Below are 20,711 nucleotides of genomic sequence, written 5' to 3'. Positions count from 1 at the left end.
TTAATTCATCACTTCTTTCTCAAAATCACAGCCACTTTCGTAAACATACTTCTCGCCGATTCACTATCACTGCTGGCTTTGTAATCTAAAGTATATTTCCCGTCTTTCTCAATTGGAATTTGAATCACTTCTTGTTCAAAAGTCCAGTCAGATTTTACGATTTTTTCAGGTTTTTCTTCTGGCGTTTCTTCAGAATTATTTTCATCATCAGAAGTTTCATTCTCAGTTTGTTCCTCTTCTTCTTCTTTTTCTTCTTTTCTGACTTCGTGCGTAGAATTGATGATTTTATCATTGCCCGCAAACATCGTCACAGTGGAGTTTTCAATGGTTTTTCCATCCAAGCTGAGATTGTAGTTCAAGCGAAAAGAAGGAATATTGTTATTCTCCAGAAATGATGCATCCATTTTCCCCCAAAGCACGAGAACGTCACCTTTCTTCAAATCGATGTTTTCTGTGGTGTTGACCAATTGGTCGTCCAACGGTTTTTCTTCGGAAACTGTTTCTCCAACGGGATTGCAGGAGATTGTGACGATTGAAATTAATATTACGGTTAAAATGAGTTGAGATATTTTGAGCATAATTTTTAATATTAGAAGATTAGTAAAAAGCTAAAAGCCAGAAGCAAACCGCCAAAAGCAAATCGCCAAAAAACAAACAATTATATTTTTAAATGTCTGCTGAAATAATCATTCATAAAAGAAGTCAAATCGTTCCCGTTTTCATTGGTCGGACTGATGAGATAAAACTGTCCTTTTTCTGTCTTGATGGAACTAATAATGTAATAACTTACCGTATTAGAGCTGTATCCAACTTGAGTGGCTTTCATCAAAATACTGTTCTCACTGATGTTTCTGATAAATCTGAATTCGTCATCACGAGCATAAATCTGTTTGAAATAGCCAGAATACATTCGGTTGTCAAAATTCAAATCTTCAAACGTTCCTGCAAATTCTGAGTTTCCCAAAATCCCAACCTGGTTGAAGGTATTTTTGCTATGGTCTTCGTCGCGATAGAAGTAAAACTGCATTTTGTCTCGGTTGATATTGACGCTGTCATTGTCTTTAAGAAAATATTTGAGTTCCTTTTCCAATGATTTGTAATAGACCTGGTAGTTTTTGAATTCTGGCTCAGAAAGGCTTGGTTTGATTTTTTCCCAAGTTAGATTTTCGGGTAAGGTTTCCTTGTCAAAAGCCAAAAGATTTTGCGCTTTTTTATAAGTTGAGAAAAGTGAGGCGTATTGAAGCTTCGGGTCGTTGTATTTCGGAACTTCGGCGGTGTAGAGGTAGTACGTTGAGTTTGCTGGATTATATTGCCTGTAATACATTTTCTTGCGACCATAGCCATCCACGTACAGCAAAGCATTTTTGTCTTCGAAAAGAATTTTTTCCGGCTCATTGAATTTTTTAATATCAGAAACCGGAAAGATATTAGCATTTGCAGATTTCCCGACCAATATCAATTCACCGGAATCGCCATCGGAAATAGGATTCTGAATGCTGATGGATTCCGGATATTCAAAACCTTCAGGTACGGAAGTTGCGTTTGGGTCCGTCAAGCTAATGTCGCCAGAAAATGAATAATCTTTAAGAAAATTGCTGATAGGAAGCATCACATCAATCGTTGTGGCAGAATCCAGTTCGTAAGACACTTTCCTCAAAACAGCTTGTTTTCTTTCTTCGCTTTTTCGGATAGAATCGATTTGAGCCTTCGGAATTCCGAGCAATTGTGCGTCATAATCTTCCGGATTCAAATAACCTTCAGATTGATTTTCTTTTTTGCAAGAAAATATAATTAAGGACATTAATAAAATCAGGTAAGTTTTTTTCATCATCAAATTTATACTTTAAAAGTAGCGAAATTATTCGATTGACTAAGCATTGAATTTTCGTAAAATAAAAATCCCTGCGCATTTTCAACACAAGGATTAGAAGTAATTCGGAAATAAGCTTGCAACTTTTGAGCTAATTCCTCTTATTTAAATTCATCTGCGGTTTTTCTTATTCTTTCCGCAAGGTCGTACAAACCTCCCTTAAACTGTTCTTTTTCTTCCGGAGTGAAACCTCCTGGATTGCCGTTTCCATCTATGCCATCAAATTTGTGATAAATCCAAGATGCTGATTTTCCAAAATATTTTTGTGCAATTTTTGACCAAGATACATCCAGGGCAATAGGCTCCAGCTGTTTTCTTACGGGAATATCTTTATTGATTACTGTTTCCATATTTTTATTTTTTTTTATTAGAAAATTATGCCCGCATTAAGCGGTATTTTATAATTAAATTTCTTTCTTTTCTTCGTCTTCCAAAAGTTTTTCAAAGAGTTCTCTTATCCACCATTCCAATTCAATTGATGGATTGTGTTTTGCTTTTTTGAAGTTTCTGATGGCTTCAATCAGTTCCTCCTCTTTTGCAGTAAGGGTTATTTTGTGTTTTTTAGTTGCTATTCAAAGGTAGTACGGATTTTCGTAATAAACAAGTTTTGGTGATAGAACTGTTTAAGTGTCAGTTTTTTATTGTTTTAATGACGTTGTTTTTTCAATTTAATTTTATAATTAAAAGTTAGAACCTTCAAATTCCAAAGCGTCAAAGTTTGCTCTGCAGAGATGAGGTCATTTTCTGAACCAATAATTAATTTGTCTCGAAACGAACTGATAAATTGCGACCAATATTCACCTCTCGAATCTTTCAGTAAAAAATAAAACCCGGCGTCACCAAATTTTTCGCCTGAAGAATCTAAAATCAATTCTCCATTTTTTCCAACACTTGGATTCATCAAAACAGTTGCGTTTCCATTTGGAAGCGGAAAAACGGCTTTCACACAGGTTTTTCCGGAAGGTAAACTGTAAATTCCATAAACACCAGAATAGATAACTTGTCCGCTGGATTCAATCGAGCGAAACCAAAATGTATATTTTATCTCATTGGTTTTTGCGTCGATAAGATTGATGATTTCGCTTTTTAAAGATTCAGAATCAGCAATATTTTTAGTCGGAATATTCAGTTGATTGATTCTGTTGCTGAATAATTTGTTGATTAAAATGCCAAAAAATTTGAAAAACGGATTCCATTTTACAGAAAAATCCAAATGGTGATTGGCGGTGTTTTCATAAAAGTCGATAACATTTTTGGATAAATTTGAGAAGTCAGTTTCGGATAAATTCAATTTCTGCATTGATGGAATAATCCCTTTCGCTATCGAATCTTTTTTTATAATCAAGTTCTCCTTTACCGCAAATTGATGGATGAAATCTTCGCCAATCGCATCCAAATTTCCAAAAGGTCCCATCAGCCAAGGAAAATCTTCAGGCTTGATTTTTTTGCCACGCAGAATCACCCATTGCTGGGTCAACCAATCCTGAAATTTCTGCATTGGATAAGCGAATCTCATCTTAATGATGTTTAAGATTTGGGATAATATTACTTCGCCCGTTCCATTCGCCAAATTCTGAAATAGGTTTGAAACGTAAAGTTGTACATTCGAAATGAAAATCCTTTCTTTCTCGTTCTTTCATTGCATCGGCGTGCCTTTCTGGCTTTGGAACTTTGCTGTGACCGTGCACCATATCGGTCATTTCTTTCTGCGTTTTCCAAATTGAAAAAGTGGAAACGGTATTTGGAAATTTAATCGAAGCCAGAGACAAAGTGGTTGCTGGATGGTCGCGAACCAATTTCTCAACTGGTCTTCCCCATTGGATGAATCTCGGGATTTCCAGAAATTTCATCCGTGCAATTGTAACGGCAACAACTGGCGAATCCGGATTTTCAAATTCCAAAGTTTCATCCGGAATTTCAAACTTGTTGAATTTCCCCCATTTTCGCATAAAAGTTAATCTCGTGTGCCAACCTTTCGCAAGGATTTTTCCAAAATGATTTTCATTCAAAAAATTATCAACATCACTTTCATTTTCCCATTGAGCAAACACTGCGATTTGTCGGACCAACATTCGCGAAGGTGAAAAAATAGGAGAACCAAGCGTCATCGCTGTCATCATTTCTGCGTGAATCAAGCCCGAGATATTTTTTTGCTTCGGTGGAAACAAAAGGATTCTAAGCGCAGAAAAGTAATTTGTTTTTACTAGATGATAGGTGAAGACGCTCATTTTTTCAGGTTTGTGGTTGATTTTTATATTAAATTTAAAAAAATTTATTTAATCAAAATCTTCTCTCCTCCAAACTTCGGTTCCACGCCAAAAAAGAAATCCCAAAACACCTTCACTCTTGCAAACTTTTCCCTTACATTAGTTTTGAAACCTGCTTCTTTGTCCACATCTTTCGCATTGTAGCCATAAGCTGTGATGCCGTTTTTGTGTGCGAGATAGATGGCGCGCTCGTTGTGAAAACGCTGAGAAATCACGATAAAAGATTCCTGTCCAAAAATCTCCTTTGCCCGAATCACAGAATCCAAAGTCCTGAAACCAGCGAAATCTTCATAGATTTTATCAGCAGGAACGCCTAACTTAATGAGCGCATTCTTCATATCTTCCGGTTCGTTGTAATTTTTTCTGGAGTTGTCTCCGCTCGCAATGATATTTTGAATTCTGCCTGCGTGGTAAAGTTCTGCCGTAGCTTTTATCCGATTGACGAAATATGGATTCGGCTTTCCATTCGCCAAGATTTTGCTCGTTCCCAAGAGAAGTCCAACTTTCTCATTCGGAAGATTTCCGATGTCTGAGGTCACATTGTCTTCTGCCTCATAATCAATCGTGTAGTTCGCGTACAAAACAAAAAGAACTGATAATCCGAAGAAAATCAGTCCTGTAACTAATATTTTTTTGAAAATTTTCATACGTTAAAAATCCAAACCATTTGGGAAAGCTTTCTTTCTGAAAATGTATAAGAACAATGCGCCAACCGTAATCGAGCTGTCTGCAACGTTGAAAATGTATTTGAAAAACTCAATTCTGTTGCCCCCGAAAATCGGAACCCAATCTGGCCAAGTCGTATCTACCAAAGGAAAATGCAACATATCGACCACGCAACCTTTCATCAAATCAGAGTAGCCGTCTCCGAATGCAGTGAGTTTGGAAACACCTCCATAATCAATCCATCTTTCGGAAGCCACGTCGTAGAAAGTTCCGCTGTCGAAAATCACACCGTAGAAAATCCCATCGAAAACATTCCCAATTGCGCCGGCAAATATCATTGCCATTGGAATGATAAGGTAATTGGAAGCGCCTTCTCTAAGCCATTTTTTGAAAAGTACAACCATTCCGATAGCCAAAGCAATTCTTAGAATAATCAAAGCGTATTTGCCCCAAAGTCCTCCGAAATGAAGTCCATAAGCCATTCCAGGATTTTCAACAAAAGTCAGTTTGAACCAATCCAATCCAAAAACGTTGATGCTTTCGCCCAGGTAGAAATGCGTTTTGACGTAGATTTTGGAAAACTGGTCAATCAATAAAATTAGAAACGTAATTGCAATTATTTTCTTCATTACAATCCTTTTGGTTTAGGCGTTCTCGTTATTTTTTTCTCTTTTCTGTCGTTGATTTTCTGAACCGTTTTCTTATTGTGAAAATTATTTTTGGTGTGAAATTTTTCAAACTCGATGTTCATATCTTTCAGAACACTTTTCAGCGCCGTGAGTTCCATCGCGTTTTTTGTATGTACAATGATTGATTCCATTTTTTTGAATGTTTTAGGTTAAATTTTCCCTTAGGAAAGATTTTTGCAAATGTACTTAATTTACTTATTTCTTAGACAATTTGTCCAGTCTTTTGCGTTCTTTTTCAGACAAATCAGCCAAACCATTTTCGCCGATTTTACTCAGTAACTTATCGATTTCGTCCTGACGTTCTTTCCGTTTGGCATTGAACTCGTCATCAATTGTGTAATACTTTTGTTCTGGTTTGAAAATGTTCTTGACCGATTTTTTTTTCATCAATACAAATCCAATTGCCACAACAAAGATTAAAATAATTAAATAAGTCATTTTGTTATAAGAAAAAAGTCCCAATCTCCAATTTTTACAATCAGAAATTCGGACTTAATATTTTGAAAATTAATTGTTTATCGTTGCATATTTTTTGCTTCGATGCTCAAAGTTGCGTGAGGAACTGCTCTCAATCTTTCTTTCGGGATGAGTTTTCCTGTTACTCTACAAATTCCGTAAGTCTTGTTCTGGATTCTAATCAATGCGTGTTTCAAGTCACGTACAAATTTTTCCTGTCTTCCTGCCAAAATAGAATTTTGCTCTTTGCTCAAGGTTTCCGCACCTTCTTCAAAAGCTTTGAAAGTTGGTGAAGTATCATCCGTTCCATTATTTTGGTCATTGATAAAACTTTCTTTTATAAGAAGCAAATCCTTCTCTGCTTTATCAATTTTTTCTTGAATTAATTGTCTGAATTCTTGTAAATCAGCATCATTATATCGTAATTTTTCGTCGGCCATTTCCATCGTTATTAATTGTTCAAATTTTTTATTTTTTAAGTTTATAGCAACCACGCTTTTCAATCTGCTAGAATAAAGATAAAAATCGGATAATAAATCAGTAATAATATTTAATTCACAAATCCTTAATAAAAACGAAATATGAACTATTTTTTCTCAATTTTTACTTTGAATTGCTCCTCATCTATCTCTATTTCTTCGTAATTTGAGAGTGAATTTACAAATTCTATTTTATCCGACAATACTTCTGCAGAAATATATGCTTCATTGTTAGTAAATTCTTGTCTAAAAGGGCAAGATTCTTCCAATTGAATTGAAATTCTGTCAGTTAATTCAAAATCCTTGTCTTTTCTGATGTTTTGAACCCTGTTGATGAACTCTCTTGCAACACCTTCTGCTCTCAATTCATCCGTCAGCTTCAAATCTAATGCCACAGTTGTTTTCCCTTCGCTTGCAACAGTCCATCCTGGGATATCTTTTGTGAAAATCTCTACATCTTCCGTTGTGATTTCGTATCCGGAAACGGTTGCTTTTCCTTCTTTTTCCAAGGTTGCAATTTGCTCAGAACTGAAGTTTGAGATTTCTCCAGCCACAGTTTTCATATCTTTTCCTAATCTCGCCCCAAGCGTTTTGAAATTCGGTTTGATTTGTTTTACAATAAGATGCGAGGCTTCTTCGGAATTGATAAGTTGCAATTCCTTCACATTCACTTCTTGTTTGATTAATTCTGAAACCGCTAAAATCTGTTCCTCAGTTTTCTTGTCCAAAACTGGAATCATCACTTTTTGAAGTGGCTGACGAACTTTCACGTTTTCTTTCTTTCTCAATGAAAAAACCATCGATGTGATTTGCTGAGCCAAATGCGTTTTCTCAACCAAATCCTGGTCAATCAAACTTTCATCTACCACTGGGAAGTCTGTCAGGTGAACAGAATTTACCACTTCTTTACCTGTGACTTTATTCAAATCCTGGAACAATTGGTCCATAAAGAATGGCGCAATTGGCGCGGAAAGTTTCGCTACAGTTTCAAGACAAATGTATAAAGTTTGGTAAGCAGAAATCTTATCATCGCTGTAATCGCCTTTCCAGAAACGTCTTCTGCAAAGTCTTACGTACCAATTCGACAAGTTGTCATTAACGAAATTATTGATTGCTCTCGAAGCTTTCGTTGGTTCATAATCTTCGTAGAAAGATTTCACGTCTTTGATTAATAAATTTAATTCAGACAAAATCCAACGGTCGATTTCAGGTCGATTTTCAATGTTGCTTTCCAAATACTTGAAACCGTCAACATTCGCATATAAAGCAAAGAAAGAATAGGTGTTGTAAAGTGTTCCGAAGAATTTTCTACGCACTTCATCAATTCCTTCAATATCGAATTTCAAATTTTCCCAAGGATTCGCATTGGAAATCATATACCAACGCGTCGCATCCGGTCCGTAAACCGAAAGCGTTTCGAATGGGTCAACGGCGTTTCCGAGACGTTTCGACATTTTTTGTCCGTTTTTATCCAAAACCAAACCGTTCGAAACCACATTTTTATAAGCGACAGAATCGAAAACGGTTGTCGCAATCGCGTGCAAAGTATAGAACCAACCACGAGTTTGGTCAACGCCTTCTGCGATAAAATCTGCAGGGAAAGCTTTGTTGTTGTCAACTTGCTCTTTGTTTTCAAACGGATAATGCAATTGCGCATAAGGCATAGCTCCGGAATCGAACCAAACATCAATCAAATCGCTCTCACGTTTCATCGGTTTTCCGGATTCTGAAACCAAAGTGATTTGGTCCACAATATTTTTATGAAGGTCAACCAACGCATAATTTTCCTCAGACATATTTCCAATTTCAAAACCTTTGAACGGATTTTCTTTCTGGAAACCAGCTTCGATGGATTTTTCGATTGCGTTGTACAATTCTTCCACAGAACCGATTAATACTTCTTCTTTTTTATCCTCAGTTCTCCAAATCGGCAACGGAATTCCCCAATATCTGGAGCGGGAAAGATTCCAGTCGTTGGCGTTTTTCAGCCAATTTCCGAATCGGCCTTCACCTGTAGATTTCGGTTTCCAGTTGATGGTTTCATTCAAATCGAACATTCTGTCTTTCACATCAGTCACTTTGATGAACCAAGAATCGAGCGGGTAATACAACAAAGGCTCGTCAGTTCTCCAACTGTGCGGATAACTGTGAACGTATTTTTCAACCTTGAAAGCTTTGTTTTCTTTTCTTAATTTTAAGGCAATTCTCTCATCGACAGAAAGATACGCTTTCAAATCAGAAATAATTGATTTTAAATTTTCTTTTTGAATATTGAATTCTACAGATTTTTCGTCATCATTCAAATATTCGCCTTTCACATATTCGTTCGCAAAACCGTAAGTTTCGTCTTTTACAATCGATAAAAATTTTCCTTGCATATCAACCAGAGGAACCGGATTTCCATTGTCATCCAAAACCAACATTGGCGGAACTTCAGGCGTTGCTTCTTTCGCCACTTTCGCATCGTCTGCACCAAAAGTCGGCGCAGTGTGTACGATTCCTGTTCCGTCTTCTGTGGTTACAAAATCTCCAGCAATCACTCGGAAAGCATTTTCCGGATTTTGATAAGGTTTCGCGTAATCTAAAAGTTGCTCATATTTAATTCCAACCAAATCAGCACCTTTGAATTCTGCTAAGATTTGATAAGGAATCACCTTTGTTTCAGAAGTGTAATTCGCGAAATCTTCATCAGTTCCTTCCGCATATTTTTTCGCAAATTGTTTTCCAACCAAAGCTTTAGCCAAAACAATATTGATTGGCTCAAAAGTATATTGATTGAAAGTTTTCACCAAAACATAATCGATTTTTGGTCCGACCGTCAAAGCGGTGTTGGAAGGTAAAGTCCAAGGCGTCGTTGTCCAAGCCAAGAAATGAACATCGCCAAAACCGTGTAAAAATGAAGGCAAAGTTTCTGGCAAAGTTTTGAACTGGGCTACAACCGTCGTATCAGAAACATCACGATAAGCGCCTGGCTGATTTACTTCGTGGGAAGACAAACCTGTTCCTGCTTTCGGAGAATACGGCTGAATTGTGTAACCTTTATAAAGCAAACCTTTGTCATAGATTTGTTTCAAAAGCCACCAAACCGATTCCATATATTTTGGTTTGTAGGTGATGTACGGATTTTCCATATCCACCCAATACCCGATTTTTTCGGTCATATCGTTCCAAACATCGGTGTAGCGCATCACGGCGTTTTTACAAGCTTCGTTGTATTCTTCGATGCTAATTTTCTTGCCGATATCTTCTTTGGTAATTCCCAATTCTTTCTCAACGCCCAATTCCACAGGAAGTCCGTGCGTGTCCCAACCGGCTTTTCTGAAAACCTGTTTTCCGGATTGCGTTTGGAAACGACAGAAAATATCTTTAATTGCTCTCGCCATCACGTGGTGAATTCCCGGCATTCCATTCGCAGAAGGCGGTCCTTCATAAAAAACAAACTCCGGCTGACCTTCACGGATTTCGACGGATTTTTTGAAAGTATCGTTGGTTTTCCAAAATTCTGCGATGTTTCTTGCAGTTTCGGTTAGGCTAAGATTTTTATATTCTGTGAACTTGCTCATTTTCAATGTCTCAAATCTGTTTTTGATAGATTAAGTTTGCGAATTTAGTGATTTTTGTCGATTAATTAATGGGTTTTTGAGTTGAAAATGTGGGTTTAAAATTGAATGAATATTATCTATTGTTTTAAATGGAGAATATTTTTCATTAATAATGGAAGATATTATTTGATTATAAAAAACAATTATGTTTGTTAGTAATGGATATATATGTTTGATAATAAAATTAAATTTATACATTTGTATTGAATAAAATTATTATTATGCTGTCTAATAATCAATTAACGGAAATAGTTGAGTATCAAAATGTATATTTTTTAGGAAAAAAAATAGGATTGCAACGTGAGAAATTAGAGGAAATAACTTTGTATGAAAGTTTTGTTTTGCTTATAACTGGCGTTCGAAGAGCTGGAAAAAGTACACTTCTACTACAATTGTTGAATGATAATAAAGACCAATCTTTGTTTTTGAATTTTGAAGACCCAAGATTGGCTGGTTTCGAATTGCCGGATTTTCAGAAATTAGATGTCATCATCAGAGAAAAAAATGTGAAAAATTTATTTTTTGATGAAATACAAATTGTTGAAGGTTGGGAATTGTATGTTCGGCAGAAATTAGATGAAGGTTTCAAAGTTGCAGTTACGGGTTCTAATGCGACTTTGCTAAGTCGAGAAATGGGGACGAAATTAACAGGCAGAAACCTTCCATATGAACTTTTTCCGTTTTCTTATCGGGAATTTTTAGAGTTTAAAAATTTAGAAAACAATAGTTCTTCAGTTGAAGAATATATGACTGAAGGTGGTTTTCCGGAGTTTCTAAATTTGGATAATGGTTTGGTTTTGCAACGTTTGTTGGTAGATGTTTTGAACCGTGATATTGCCGTGAGATACGGAATACGCGACATCAATTCTTTGCAACAATTGGCAATCTATCTCATATCAAATATAGGAAAACCTATTTCTGCAAACAAATTGAAAGATTTATTCGGTTTGAAATCGGTGAGTGCAATCGCCGATTATTTCTCTCATTTGGAAAATACTTATCTGGTGCAATTTCTTCCAAAATTCAGTTATTCATTGAAAACGCAAGTTCGAAATCCGAAGAAAGTTTATGTTGTGGATTTGGGTTTGTTTACGCACGCTTCCATCGTTTTTACGGACGAATTGGGAAGGCGTTTGGAAAATATGGTGTATTTGCATTTAAGAAGAAAATTTCCCGAAGTTTACTATTTTAATGACAAAAAAGAATGTGATTTTATCGCTATCAAGCAAGGGAAACCTGCGGAAATAATACAGGTTTGCTACGATTTGAATCAAGATAATTTGCAACGGGAAATCGCTGGACTGCTGGATGCTCTGAATTATTTCGATGAAGAAAGAGGAAAAATAATCACATTCAATCAGAAAGACCGTTTTGAAAAAGATGGGAAAATCATAGAAGTTTTGCCGTTCCACGAGTTTGCGGGATAGCTTTTGATTGCTCAAAATTTTAATATTTCTAACTTTGCTCAAAACCCAGTATTTTGAATTTATTTCCAGACATAGAATTTTCCGATTCCAATAAAATAAAAACCTTCCAAGAAGAAAAACTTCGTGAGCAACTGCAATATTTGAATGCGAAATCGCCATATTACCAGAAGCTTTTCAAAGACCACAATATTGATGTTAATGAAATTAGAACTTTGGAAGATTTAACAAAAATCCCGACAACTTCCAAGAACGATATTCAGGCAAACAATCAGGATTTTTTCTGTGTTCCTCAAACTGAAATTGTGGATTACAGCACGACTTCCGGAACTTTGGGCGACCCTGTGACTTTCGGATTGTCAGACAAGGATTTGGAAAGATTGGCTTACAACGAAGCGATTTCTTTTGCCTGCGCCGGAATCCAAAAAGGCGATGTTGTGCAGATGATTACAACCATCGATAAAAGATTTATGGCCGGTTTGGCGTATTTTCTTGGACTTCGGAAAATGGGTGCGAGCGTTGTGAGAATGGGACCTGGAATTCCGGAATTGCAATGGGATTCGATTTTCCGATACAAGCCGAAATATCTGATTACCGTTCCGTCTTTCCTTTTGAAAATGATAGATTACGCCGAAAAACACGGTATCGATTATAAAAATTCTAGCGTTTACGGTGCGGTTTGTATTGGAGAAGGTCTGAAAAATCAGGATTTCACACATAATATTCTGTCTCAAAAAATCAAAGAACGATGGAATATTCAATTGTTTTCGACATACGCTTCTACGGAGATGAGCACGGCTTTCACGGAATGTGAATTTCAAATCGGTGGTCATCATCATCCAGAACTCATCATTACAGAAATTCTTGATGATAATGAAAATCCCGTAAAAGAAGGCGAAAGTGGCGAATTGACGATTACGACCTTGGGTGTTGAAGCAATTCCATTATTAAGATTCAAAACCGGAGATTTGGTAAAAGCGCATTATGAACCTTGCAAATGTGGTAGAAACACGATGCGATTAGGTCCTGTTCTAGGCAGAAAACAACAAATGATAAAATACAAAGGAACGACGCTTTATCCGCCTGCGATGAATGATATTATGAATGATTTTGGGAATGTTTTGTGTTATCAAATCGTTATCAAATCAGATGAAATTGGTTTGGACGAAATTATCATCAAGCTAAGCACAGACAATGAAAGCGAAAATTTTGTGGACGAAGTGAGAGACCATTTCCGGGCAAAATTGAGAGTAAGTCCGAAAATCGAAGTTTTGGATTTTGATGTTTTATCTAAAAATGTTTTTAATCCAAATAGCCGTAAACCAATTAATTTTATAGATTTACGAAATTAAAATTGAACTAATTAAAACTATGAAAAAACTATTATTAATTATTTTTATCGCCCTTGCAACGACAGCTTTTGGGCAGAATCAAATCAATTTTGAGTTCGGGACTTTTGATTTTTTGAAAGACCAAACGGAAGTCAATGTTCAACTGAAATTTGATAACGTCTTATTTCAAGCGGATAATTTCACAGAAGCTCAATATTTGGAAAGAAGAAAAGCGGAAACTTTATCAAAGAAAAATGCGGTGGCTTGGCAAAAATGGGAAGAAGCTTGGGGCAATTTCAAGAATACGGAATATCTCAATTACTTTCTAAAAGGTCTCAACGGCTGGTCGAAAAGAGTGGCTTTCAAAAAGGATATTAATTCAAAATATACTTTGATTGTCGATACAAAATGGGTTTATGCTGGTTGGCACGCGGGATTGGTTGCGCAGGAAGGAAAACTGACTTCGGATTTGATATTTGTGGAGACAGACAATCCTTCGAAAGTTGTGATGAAATTGCAAGGTGCAGAAATTCTCGGTAAGAAAACTAATAAAGACTTTACAATGGAATATGGTAGAATTGCCGGCGCTTATGAAGTCACTGGCAAGGAACTCGGAAAAGCGATAAGAAAAGTAATTAAATAAAACAAAAACGGTCTGAAAATTTTCAGACCGTTTTTGTTATTGTTGTTCCATTTTTTCTAGTTTAATGAAATCCGCAAGATTCTTCACTGCCGTATCGTGAATTCTCACAAACGTATTTTTTTTATCCCAAACATAACCAGCGAGAACCGCACAAATTTTCCTTTTCACATCAGGATTTTCCGGTTGGTGGAAAAATAATTCCTGCAAATTTCCGGTATACCATTCTTTTACGTAAGTGGTGAAAACATTCACGCCGTATAAAATGTAATCAGAATATTCCTTTTGCCAATCGATGGTTTCGCCGTTCAGTTGTCTTAAGGCTAATTTTGCGGAAAGCATTCCGGATTCTGTGGCAAATGCCATTCCTGAAGAGAAAACAGGGTCGAGAAATTCCGAAGCATTTCCAGTCAACGCAAACCCGTCTCCGAATAATTTTTTTACGGAACAAGAATAATCTTTCAAATGTCTCGGTTCAAAAAGAAAATCAACATCGCCAAAACGTTTGACGTAATAATCTGAAAGCGAAATGGCTTTTCTCAAAGCTTCCGTCGTGTAGCCATTTTCCGAGAGTTTATCGATATAATCAGTTGGTCCAACGATTCCCAAACTTGTTTTCCCATTCGAAAAAGGAATTACCCAAAGCCAAACTTCGGTTTCAATAATATCGAACGAAATCAACGTTCCTTCCACACCTTCTTCACGATTAATATCATCAACGTGGGAAAAAATCGCGGAATGTGGAGACAATTTTGAAGGTTTTTCCAAATCTAACAATCTCGGCAAAACTCTTCCGTAACCGCTGGAATCAATGATAAATTTAGCGTGGATTTCCTTCGTTTCGCCATTTTTATTTCTAACTGTGGTGATAGAATCCGAACCATTAAATTCAACAGAAATCACTTCCGTTTCAAATTCCAAATCAACGCCTTTTCGGATGACTTCATCTGCCAAAACTTTGTCAAAATCCGCTCTGGGAACTTGCCAAGTCCAATCCCAGCCTTCACCAAATTTGTTGCTGAAATCAAAAATACAGACTTCATCGCCTCGCATAAATCTTGCGCCGAGTTTCTTCTCAAAACCTTGGCTGTCCAACGCTTCGAAAAGTCCAGCTTCGTGAAAATGGTCCATCACTCGCGGAATCAGACTTTCTCCAACGACCAATCGCGGAAACTTGGTTTTTTCCACCACTTTCACTTTTGCGCCGTTGTTATGAAGATACGCAGAAGACACACAACCCGAAGGTCCGGCTCCAATCACGAGGACATCTACAAATTCTTTCATTATTTCTGATATTCTATCTATATTTGCGTCACAAAATTAATCACAAAAAATTGATTTCGAATCAGTTTTCTCCTTTTTTTAAATAATGATAGATGGTATTAACGGCTAACCTCAAATTAGAGGATTTTTATAAAATTATTTTCGATAACGAAACGCTTGAATTGAGCGAAACACTTTTGTCGAAAGTAGAAGATGGTTTCAATTTTTTAGAAGAATTTTCCAAAGACAAAGTGATTTATGGCGTCAACACTGGTTTCGGACCGATGGCGCAATACAGAATCAGCGAAGAAAATAGAAATCAGCTTCAATATAATTTGATAAGAAGTCACTCTTCTGGTGTTGGAAATCCACTTTCGCCACAGTCTGCAAAAGCCGTGATGTTGGCACGATTGAACACGTTGAGTTTAGGAAAATCAGGAATTCATCCGTCTGTTATATTTTTATTGAAGGAATTGATTAATAAAGATGTCACGCCTTTGATTTTCGAGCACGGCGGTGTTGGAGCAAGTGGCGATTTGGTTCAGTTGGCGCATCTGGCTTTGGTCTTGATTGGCGAAGGCGAAGTTTTTTATAAAAATGAAAGACGCGAAACAAAAGATGTTTTTGCAGAATTAAATCTGGAGCCGATAAAAGTTCACATCCGCGAAGGTTTGGGGTTGATGAACGGAACTTCTACGATGACGGGAATTGGGATTATCAATGCTTACAATTCCAGAAAATTGGTCGATATTTCTTTGAGACTTTCCTGTGCAATCAATGAAATTGTAAAAGCGTACGACGACCATTTTTCAGAAGCTCTGAACTCGACAAAAAGACACAAAGGTCAACAAAAAATTGCATCCAGAATGCGCGAAAGTCTTTCTGATAGCAAACTAATTAGAAAGCGAGAAGACCATCTTTATAATAAGGAAAATAAAGAGGAAATCTTCAAAGATAAAGTTCAGGAATATTATTCTCTCAGATGTGTTCCGCAGATTTTGGGACCGGTTTTGGATACTTTGGAATTCACGGAAAAAATATTGGAAGACGAGATTAATTCTGCCAACGACAACCCGATTATCATTCCCGAGGACCAACACGTTTACCACGGCGGAAACTTCCACGGCGATTATATTTCTTTGGAAATGGACAAGCTGAAAATCGTCATCACAAAACTGACAATGCTTGCAGAAAGACAACTCAATTATCTCCTGAATGCAAAAATCAACGAGATTTTCCCGCCATTTGTCAATCTTGGAAAATTAGGATTGAATTTCGGAATGCAAGGCGTTCAATTCACGGCAACTTCCACAACGGCGGAAAGTCAAATGTTGTCGAATCCAATGTACGTCCACAGTATTCCGAATAATAATGATAATCAGGATATTGTGAGTATGGGAACCAATTCGGCGGTGATTTGTAGCAAAGTCATCAACAATGCATTCGAAGTTTTGGCGATTGAATTAATCACCATTGTTCAAGCAATTGAATATTTGGAATGTCAGAACGAAATTTCCTCTGCCACCAAAAAATTGTATGATGAGGTTCGGGCGATTGTTCCGGCTTTCAAAGAAGATTTGATAATGTATCCGTTCGTAGAAAAGGTGAAGGAATATTTGAAGAATTAATAAAATGAAAAAAATACTATTCTTATTGATTGTGATTATTTCACAAAATATTAATGCGCAAGAATTGGCATTAATAGTGGAAAAGGGCAAAACAGGATATATAAATAAAAAAGGTGAATTTGCCATCCAACCAAGATTTGATGCTGGCAGAAATTTTTCAGAAGGTCTTGTTGCAGTAAGAGAGGGAAAATTATGGGGATTTGTTGATGATTTTGGTAATTGGATAATCCAACCATCATTGGATAACGCTAAAGAATTTAACAATGGAATTGCGCTAGTCGAAAAAGATAAAAATTGGCGCTATATCGATAAATCAGGAAATTTTTTAGAAATGCCACTTTCAGATAAATTATATGAATTTAATCAAGGTGTTGCTTTTATTAGAAAGGGAAATAAAGTTGGACTTATAAATGCTGATTTGAAAATTATTGCAGAACCTCAGTATGATGCAATAAAACCTTTTGAAAACGGATACGCAAAAGCGTCGATAAACAAAAAATGGGGCATTGTCAATTTAAAAGGTGAAGTTGTCGTAAATTTCGAATATGATGAAATAGGAGATTTTTATAAGAATGTAACTTGGGCAAAATCTAATAATATTTACGGATTGGTAATCGGTAATAATTTTAAACAATTAGAATATGTTGAAAAAATTTGGGATTTTGCATCTGATGTTGCTTATGTCAAAAAAGGTGGAAAAATAGGTTTTATCAATATGACTGGAGATTGGATTATTGAGCCGAAATTTGATAAAGCCAGAGCGTTCAGTGAGAATTTAGCTCCGATTGCAATAGGGAATAAATGGGGATACATCGATGGTTCAGGAAATTTTGTAGTTGAACCAAAGTATTCGGATGCAGAAGTTTTTAGTAAAGATGGTTTAGCTCCTGTTAAAACAAAAAATTGGGGTTTTATTAATAAAAAAGGAGATTTGATAATTTCCGACGAATATGATATTTCTGTCAATTTTGCAATTGGTGAAAAAAACAAAGGTTTCATAAATGGAATTTCCAGAGTGAAGAAAAACGGGAAATGGGGTTTTATTGATACAACTGGAAAACTCTTAGGAAATAAATGGTTTGATAATGCTGAACTATTTTCAAAATAAATTAAAAAAATGAAATGCGCCATCATAACAGGAGGTTCCAGAGGAATTGGCAGAGCCATTTGCCTGAAACTTGCCGAAGAAAATAATTATCATCTTCTCATTAATTATACTTCCAATGAGTTGTCGGCAAACGAAACGTTGGAGAAAGTCAAAGCATTGGGAGCAACCGGAGAAATCCTGAAATTCGATGTTTCGAATGCGGAAGAAACAACAACTGTCTTGACCAATTGGCAAGGAAAAAATCCAGACGCAATTGTAGAAGTCATCATCAACAACGCTGGAATCACCAGAGACGGACTTTTTATGTGGATGAAGCAGGAGGATTGGAACAACGTCATCAACACGAGTTTGAACGGATTTTTCAACGTGACCAATTTTTTCATTCAAAAATTATTGAGAAACAAATACGGCAGAATCATTAATATGGTTTCCGTTTCCGGCGCGAAAGGAACAGCTGGTCAAACCAATTATTCCGCTGCAAAAGCTGGCGTCATTGGTGCGACAAAAGCATTGGCTCAGGAAATTGCGAAGCGAAATATCACCGTAAACGCAGTCGCTCCAGGATTTATAAAAACAGATATGACGGCTGATTTTGATGAAGCAGAATTAAAAGCAATGATTCCCGCAAACCGATTTGGCGAAGCGGAAGAAGTAGCGGATTTGGTCGCATTTCTAGCATCCAAAAAATCATCATACATCACAGGTGAAGTCATCCACATCAACGGCGGAATTTATTCATAATTTAAATAAACTTTGAATCTCGAACTTTGAATTTATAGAATGGAAAACAGAGTTGTCATCACCGGAATCGGCATTTATTCCTGCATCGGCACTTCTTTGGAAGAAGTCAAAAACTCTTTGTACGAAGGTAAATCAGGAATTGTTCTCGATAATGAAAGAAAAGAATTTGGCTACAGGTCTAGTTTGACAGGCTTTGTTCCGAAGCCAGATTTAAAAAATCTACTCAGTCGCCGACAAAGAATTTCGATGGGCGAAGAGAGCGAATATGCTTATATGGCAACCATCGACGCCTTAAAATACGCTGGAATTTCCCAAGAATTTATCGACGAAAATGAAGTCGGCATTTTGTACGGAAACGACAGTGTTTCTCAAGCCGTTGTAGAAGCCACCGATATTGTACGTGAAAAAAAGGATACACAATTGATGGGTTCCGGAGCCATTTTCAAATCGATGAATTCTACCGTAACGATGAATCTCGCAACGATTTTCAAACTTCGCGGCATCAATATGACCATCAGCGCGGCTTGTGCAAGTGGTTCACATTCATTGGGTTTAGGCTATTTGATGATTAAAAATGGTTTGCAAGACACCATCATTTGTGGCGGTGCGCAAGAAACCAACAAATTTTCAATGGCAAGTTTCGACGGATTGGGCGTTTTCTCTGCCCGCGAAGATGAACCAACAAAAGCTTCCCGACCATTTGACCAAGGCAGAGACGGACTCATCCCAAGTGGTGGCGGAGCAACTTTAATTTTAGAAAGTTACGAATCCGCAGTCAAAAGAGGTGCGCCAATTATTGCGGAAGTTCTCGGTTATGGATTTTCTTCCAATGGCGGACATATTTCTACGCCTAATATCGATGGACCTGCGATTGCGATGGAAAGAGCTTTAAAAATGTCTGGCTTAAAACCTGAAGACATCAATTATATCAATGCACACGCGACTTCCACGCCAATTGGTGATGCGAATGAGGCGCAGGCAATTCATAAAATATTTGGAAACGAAATTCCCGTAAGTTCCACAAAATCAATGACTGGGCACGAATGTTGGATGGCTGGCGCAAGCGAAGTCATCTATTCAATTCTGATGATGCAGAACGATTTTGTGGCGCCAAACATAAATCTTGAAAATCCAGACGACGATGCAAAAAAGATAAATCTCGTCACGGAAACCAAAAATCAAAAAATTGACGTATTTTTGTCGAATTCTTTCGGATTTGGAGGAACCAATTCTGCATTAATCGTTAAAAAATTTGTTTAAAAACACTATGGATAGAGATAAAATTGTTGCGGTCGTTAATAACTTTCTTGTCAATGAGTTCGAAGTTGACCGCGATGATATTGTAAATGATGCCAATTTCAAAACCACTCTCGGCTTGGACAGCCTGGATTATATCGATATGGTTGTAATTATTGAGTCTAATTTCGGTGTGAAATTGGGCGAGGCAGATTTTAAACAAATGGTCACTTTCGATGATTTTTACGACGCAATTCAGAATAAAATTTCCGAGAAAACTGCATAATTATTACATTATTTTTAGTCTAATGTCTAGCATCTACAGTCTAACATCTGAACTATGAACAAATGGAAAGGCAAATCCAAAGGAACGATATTAGGCTATCAGATTTTCGTTTGGTGCATCAAGAATATCGGAATCCGAAGCTCCTATTTTGTCCTCTATTTCGTTGCGACGTACTACTTTATTTTCGAGAAGAAAAGCAACCTGTATATTTCTTATTATTTTAAAAACAGACTGAATTTCAGTGCTTTGAAAACCAAACTTTCCGTTTTCAAAAGCTACTTTGTCTTCGGTAAAGTTCTAATTGATAAAACCGCCATTTCTGTAGGATTAAGAAACCGATTCACCTACGAATTCGACGGTATTGAAAATCTCAAAAACCTCCTCGCCGAAAAAAAAGGTGGCGTTCTCATTAGCGCACACATAGGAAATTTCGAAATCGCCGAACATTTTTTTGCCGACATCGACTTTGATGCGCAAGTCAACCTTGTCACGACAGACCAGGAAGTGACGGCCATCAGGGAATATATGGAAAGCATTTCCGTCAAGAAAAGCAACATCAAATTCATTTTTGTGAAGGACGATATGTCGCACATTTTCAGAATCAACGAAGCTCTGTCCAACAACGAGCTGATTTGTTTCACAGGCGACCGATATTTCGAAGGTTCCAAATTTCTTGAAGCTGACTTGCTCGGAAAAACCGCCAAATTTCCAGCTGGGCCTTTCCTCATCGCCTCCAGATTGCGCGTTCCCGTGGTTTACGTTTATGTGATGAAGGAAAAAAATCTCCATTATCACCTTTACGCGCGAGTCGCTCAGAACATCAAAAACCGCGATTCTCAAGGCTTGCTCAACTCCTACGTTCAAAATCTGGAATCGATGCTCAAAAAATATCCACTCCAATGGTTCAATTACTTCGACTTTTGGGACGATATTGATTGATTTTCAATATATTTATGGCAACTTAATCCGTCTGTAGTTTATCCTGAGCGAAGTCGAAGGGCTCCCAATTGTCACTCTGAGGCTCT

21 protein-coding genes are annotated in these 20,711 nt (G+C 36.9%); 9 read left to right on the top strand and 12 right to left on the bottom strand.

What is annotated here, in order from left to right:
* Positions 1 to 8 precede the first annotated feature (8 nt).
* From IO90_RS01140 to ileS, 11 genes are all read right to left on the bottom strand, one after another.
* A complete protein-coding gene (locus IO90_RS01140; protein ID WP_034963080.1) occupies positions 9 to 578 on the bottom strand; it encodes a hypothetical protein in 570 nt (189 codons plus the stop codon).
* Between the two features lie 80 nt (positions 579 to 658).
* The gene (locus IO90_RS01135) at positions 659 to 1,831 is read right to left on the bottom strand and encodes a hypothetical protein (protein ID WP_131450798.1); all 1,173 of its coding nucleotides are present in this window, start codon (positions 1,829 to 1,831) and stop codon (positions 659 to 661) included.
* 140 nt (positions 1,832 to 1,971) lie between these two features.
* A complete protein-coding gene (locus tag IO90_RS01130) occupies positions 1,972 to 2,220 on the bottom strand; it encodes a DUF5053 domain-containing protein (protein WP_034963077.1) in 249 nt (82 codons plus the stop codon).
* 296 nt (positions 2,221 to 2,516) lie between these two features.
* Positions 2,517 to 3,386 carry a hypothetical protein gene (locus IO90_RS01125; RefSeq protein ID WP_034963075.1) on the bottom strand — a complete coding sequence of 290 codons (870 nt, stop codon included), beginning with the start codon at positions 3,384 to 3,386 and terminating at the stop codon, positions 2,517 to 2,519.
* Between the two features lies 1 nt (position 3,387).
* A complete protein-coding gene (locus tag IO90_RS01120; protein WP_034963073.1) occupies positions 3,388 to 4,098 on the bottom strand; it encodes a hypothetical protein in 711 nt (236 codons plus the stop codon).
* Positions 4,099 to 4,142: 44 nt separating this feature from the next.
* Positions 4,143 to 4,784, bottom strand: coding sequence for a vancomycin high temperature exclusion protein (locus IO90_RS01115; RefSeq protein ID WP_034963071.1), 642 nt, complete (start codon positions 4,782 to 4,784; stop codon positions 4,143 to 4,145).
* Positions 4,785 to 4,787: 3 nt separating this feature from the next.
* Entirely contained in the window at positions 4,788 to 5,432 is a 645-nt protein-coding gene (locus IO90_RS01110) for a lipoprotein signal peptidase (protein ID WP_034963069.1), read from the bottom strand.
* Positions 5,432 to 5,623, bottom strand: a complete 192-nt coding sequence (locus IO90_RS01105; RefSeq protein WP_034963066.1) for a DUF2683 family protein — start codon at positions 5,621 to 5,623, stop codon at positions 5,432 to 5,434. The genes IO90_RS01110 and IO90_RS01105 overlap by 1 nt, the downstream gene beginning before the upstream one ends.
* Positions 5,624 to 5,687: 64 nt before the next feature.
* Positions 5,688 to 5,930: a DUF6576 domain-containing protein gene (locus IO90_RS01100; RefSeq protein ID WP_034963064.1), complete on the bottom strand. Its 243-nt coding sequence runs from the start codon at positions 5,928 to 5,930 to the stop codon at positions 5,688 to 5,690.
* Positions 5,931 to 6,007: 77 nt separating this feature from the next.
* Positions 6,008 to 6,388, bottom strand: coding sequence for a TraR/DksA family transcriptional regulator (locus tag IO90_RS01095; protein WP_034963167.1), 381 nt, complete (start codon positions 6,386 to 6,388; stop codon positions 6,008 to 6,010).
* Positions 6,389 to 6,534: 146 nt separating this feature from the next.
* Positions 6,535 to 9,990, bottom strand: a complete 3,456-nt coding sequence (gene ileS, locus IO90_RS01090; protein WP_034963062.1) for an isoleucine--tRNA ligase — start codon at positions 9,988 to 9,990, stop codon at positions 6,535 to 6,537.
* Positions 9,991 to 10,250: 260 nt separating this feature from the next.
* Here ileS and IO90_RS01085 point away from each other — a divergent pair, with 260 nt between their 5' ends.
* The 3 genes from IO90_RS01085 to IO90_RS01075 are packed head-to-tail and all read left to right on the top strand — an operon-like array spanning position 10,251 to position 13,427.
* A complete protein-coding gene (locus IO90_RS01085; protein WP_034963060.1) occupies positions 10,251 to 11,456 on the top strand; it encodes an ATP-binding protein in 1,206 nt (401 codons plus the stop codon).
* A 50-nt stretch (positions 11,457 to 11,506) separates the two neighbouring features.
* Complete coding sequence (locus tag IO90_RS01080; protein WP_410492581.1) at positions 11,507 to 12,805, top strand: phenylacetate--CoA ligase family protein; 1,299 nt, start codon at positions 11,507 to 11,509, stop codon at positions 12,803 to 12,805.
* Between the two features lie 19 nt (positions 12,806 to 12,824).
* The gene (locus IO90_RS01075) at positions 12,825 to 13,427 is read left to right on the top strand and encodes a hypothetical protein (protein WP_034963058.1); all 603 of its coding nucleotides are present in this window, start codon (positions 12,825 to 12,827) and stop codon (positions 13,425 to 13,427) included.
* 36 nt (positions 13,428 to 13,463) lie between these two features.
* Here IO90_RS01075 and IO90_RS01070 read toward each other — a convergent pair whose 3' ends face one another.
* The gene (locus tag IO90_RS01070) at positions 13,464 to 14,711 is read right to left on the bottom strand and encodes an NAD(P)/FAD-dependent oxidoreductase (protein ID WP_034963055.1); all 1,248 of its coding nucleotides are present in this window, start codon (positions 14,709 to 14,711) and stop codon (positions 13,464 to 13,466) included.
* A gap of 89 nt (positions 14,712 to 14,800) precedes the next feature.
* Between IO90_RS01070 and hutH the strand changes: the two genes are divergently transcribed.
* From hutH to IO90_RS01040, 6 genes are read left to right on the top strand one after another with little or no spacing between them, the layout of a single operon-like run.
* Positions 14,801 to 16,315 (top strand): histidine ammonia-lyase, encoded by a 1,515-nt coding sequence (hutH, locus tag IO90_RS01065; protein WP_034963054.1) that lies wholly within the window; start codon positions 14,801 to 14,803, stop codon positions 16,313 to 16,315.
* Positions 16,316 to 16,319: 4 nt separating this feature from the next.
* Complete coding sequence (locus tag IO90_RS01060) at positions 16,320 to 17,423, top strand: WG repeat-containing protein (RefSeq protein ID WP_034963052.1); 1,104 nt, start codon at positions 16,320 to 16,322, stop codon at positions 17,421 to 17,423.
* 9 nt (positions 17,424 to 17,432) lie between these two features.
* Positions 17,433 to 18,164, top strand: coding sequence for a 3-oxoacyl-ACP reductase FabG (gene fabG, locus IO90_RS01055; protein WP_034963050.1), 732 nt, complete (start codon positions 17,433 to 17,435; stop codon positions 18,162 to 18,164).
* A 39-nt stretch (positions 18,165 to 18,203) separates the two neighbouring features.
* Positions 18,204 to 19,424 carry a beta-ketoacyl-[acyl-carrier-protein] synthase family protein gene (locus IO90_RS01050; RefSeq protein ID WP_034963049.1) on the top strand — a complete coding sequence of 407 codons (1,221 nt, stop codon included), beginning with the start codon at positions 18,204 to 18,206 and terminating at the stop codon, positions 19,422 to 19,424.
* A gap of 7 nt (positions 19,425 to 19,431) precedes the next feature.
* Positions 19,432 to 19,686 carry an acyl carrier protein gene (locus IO90_RS01045; protein WP_034963047.1) on the top strand — a complete coding sequence of 85 codons (255 nt, stop codon included), beginning with the start codon at positions 19,432 to 19,434 and terminating at the stop codon, positions 19,684 to 19,686.
* Positions 19,687 to 19,740: 54 nt separating this feature from the next.
* Positions 19,741 to 20,625 (top strand): lipid A biosynthesis acyltransferase, encoded by an 885-nt coding sequence (locus IO90_RS01040; protein WP_034963046.1) that lies wholly within the window; start codon positions 19,741 to 19,743, stop codon positions 20,623 to 20,625.
* Positions 20,626 to 20,711 lie beyond the last annotated feature (86 nt).

The sequence above is a fragment of the Chryseobacterium sp. FH1 genome (assembly GCF_000735135.1).
Classification (GTDB): Bacteria; Bacteroidota; Bacteroidia; order Flavobacteriales; family Weeksellaceae; genus Epilithonimonas.
Note: the sequence above shows the minus strand (reverse complement) of the source record. Positions and strands in the feature narration are given on the sequence as shown.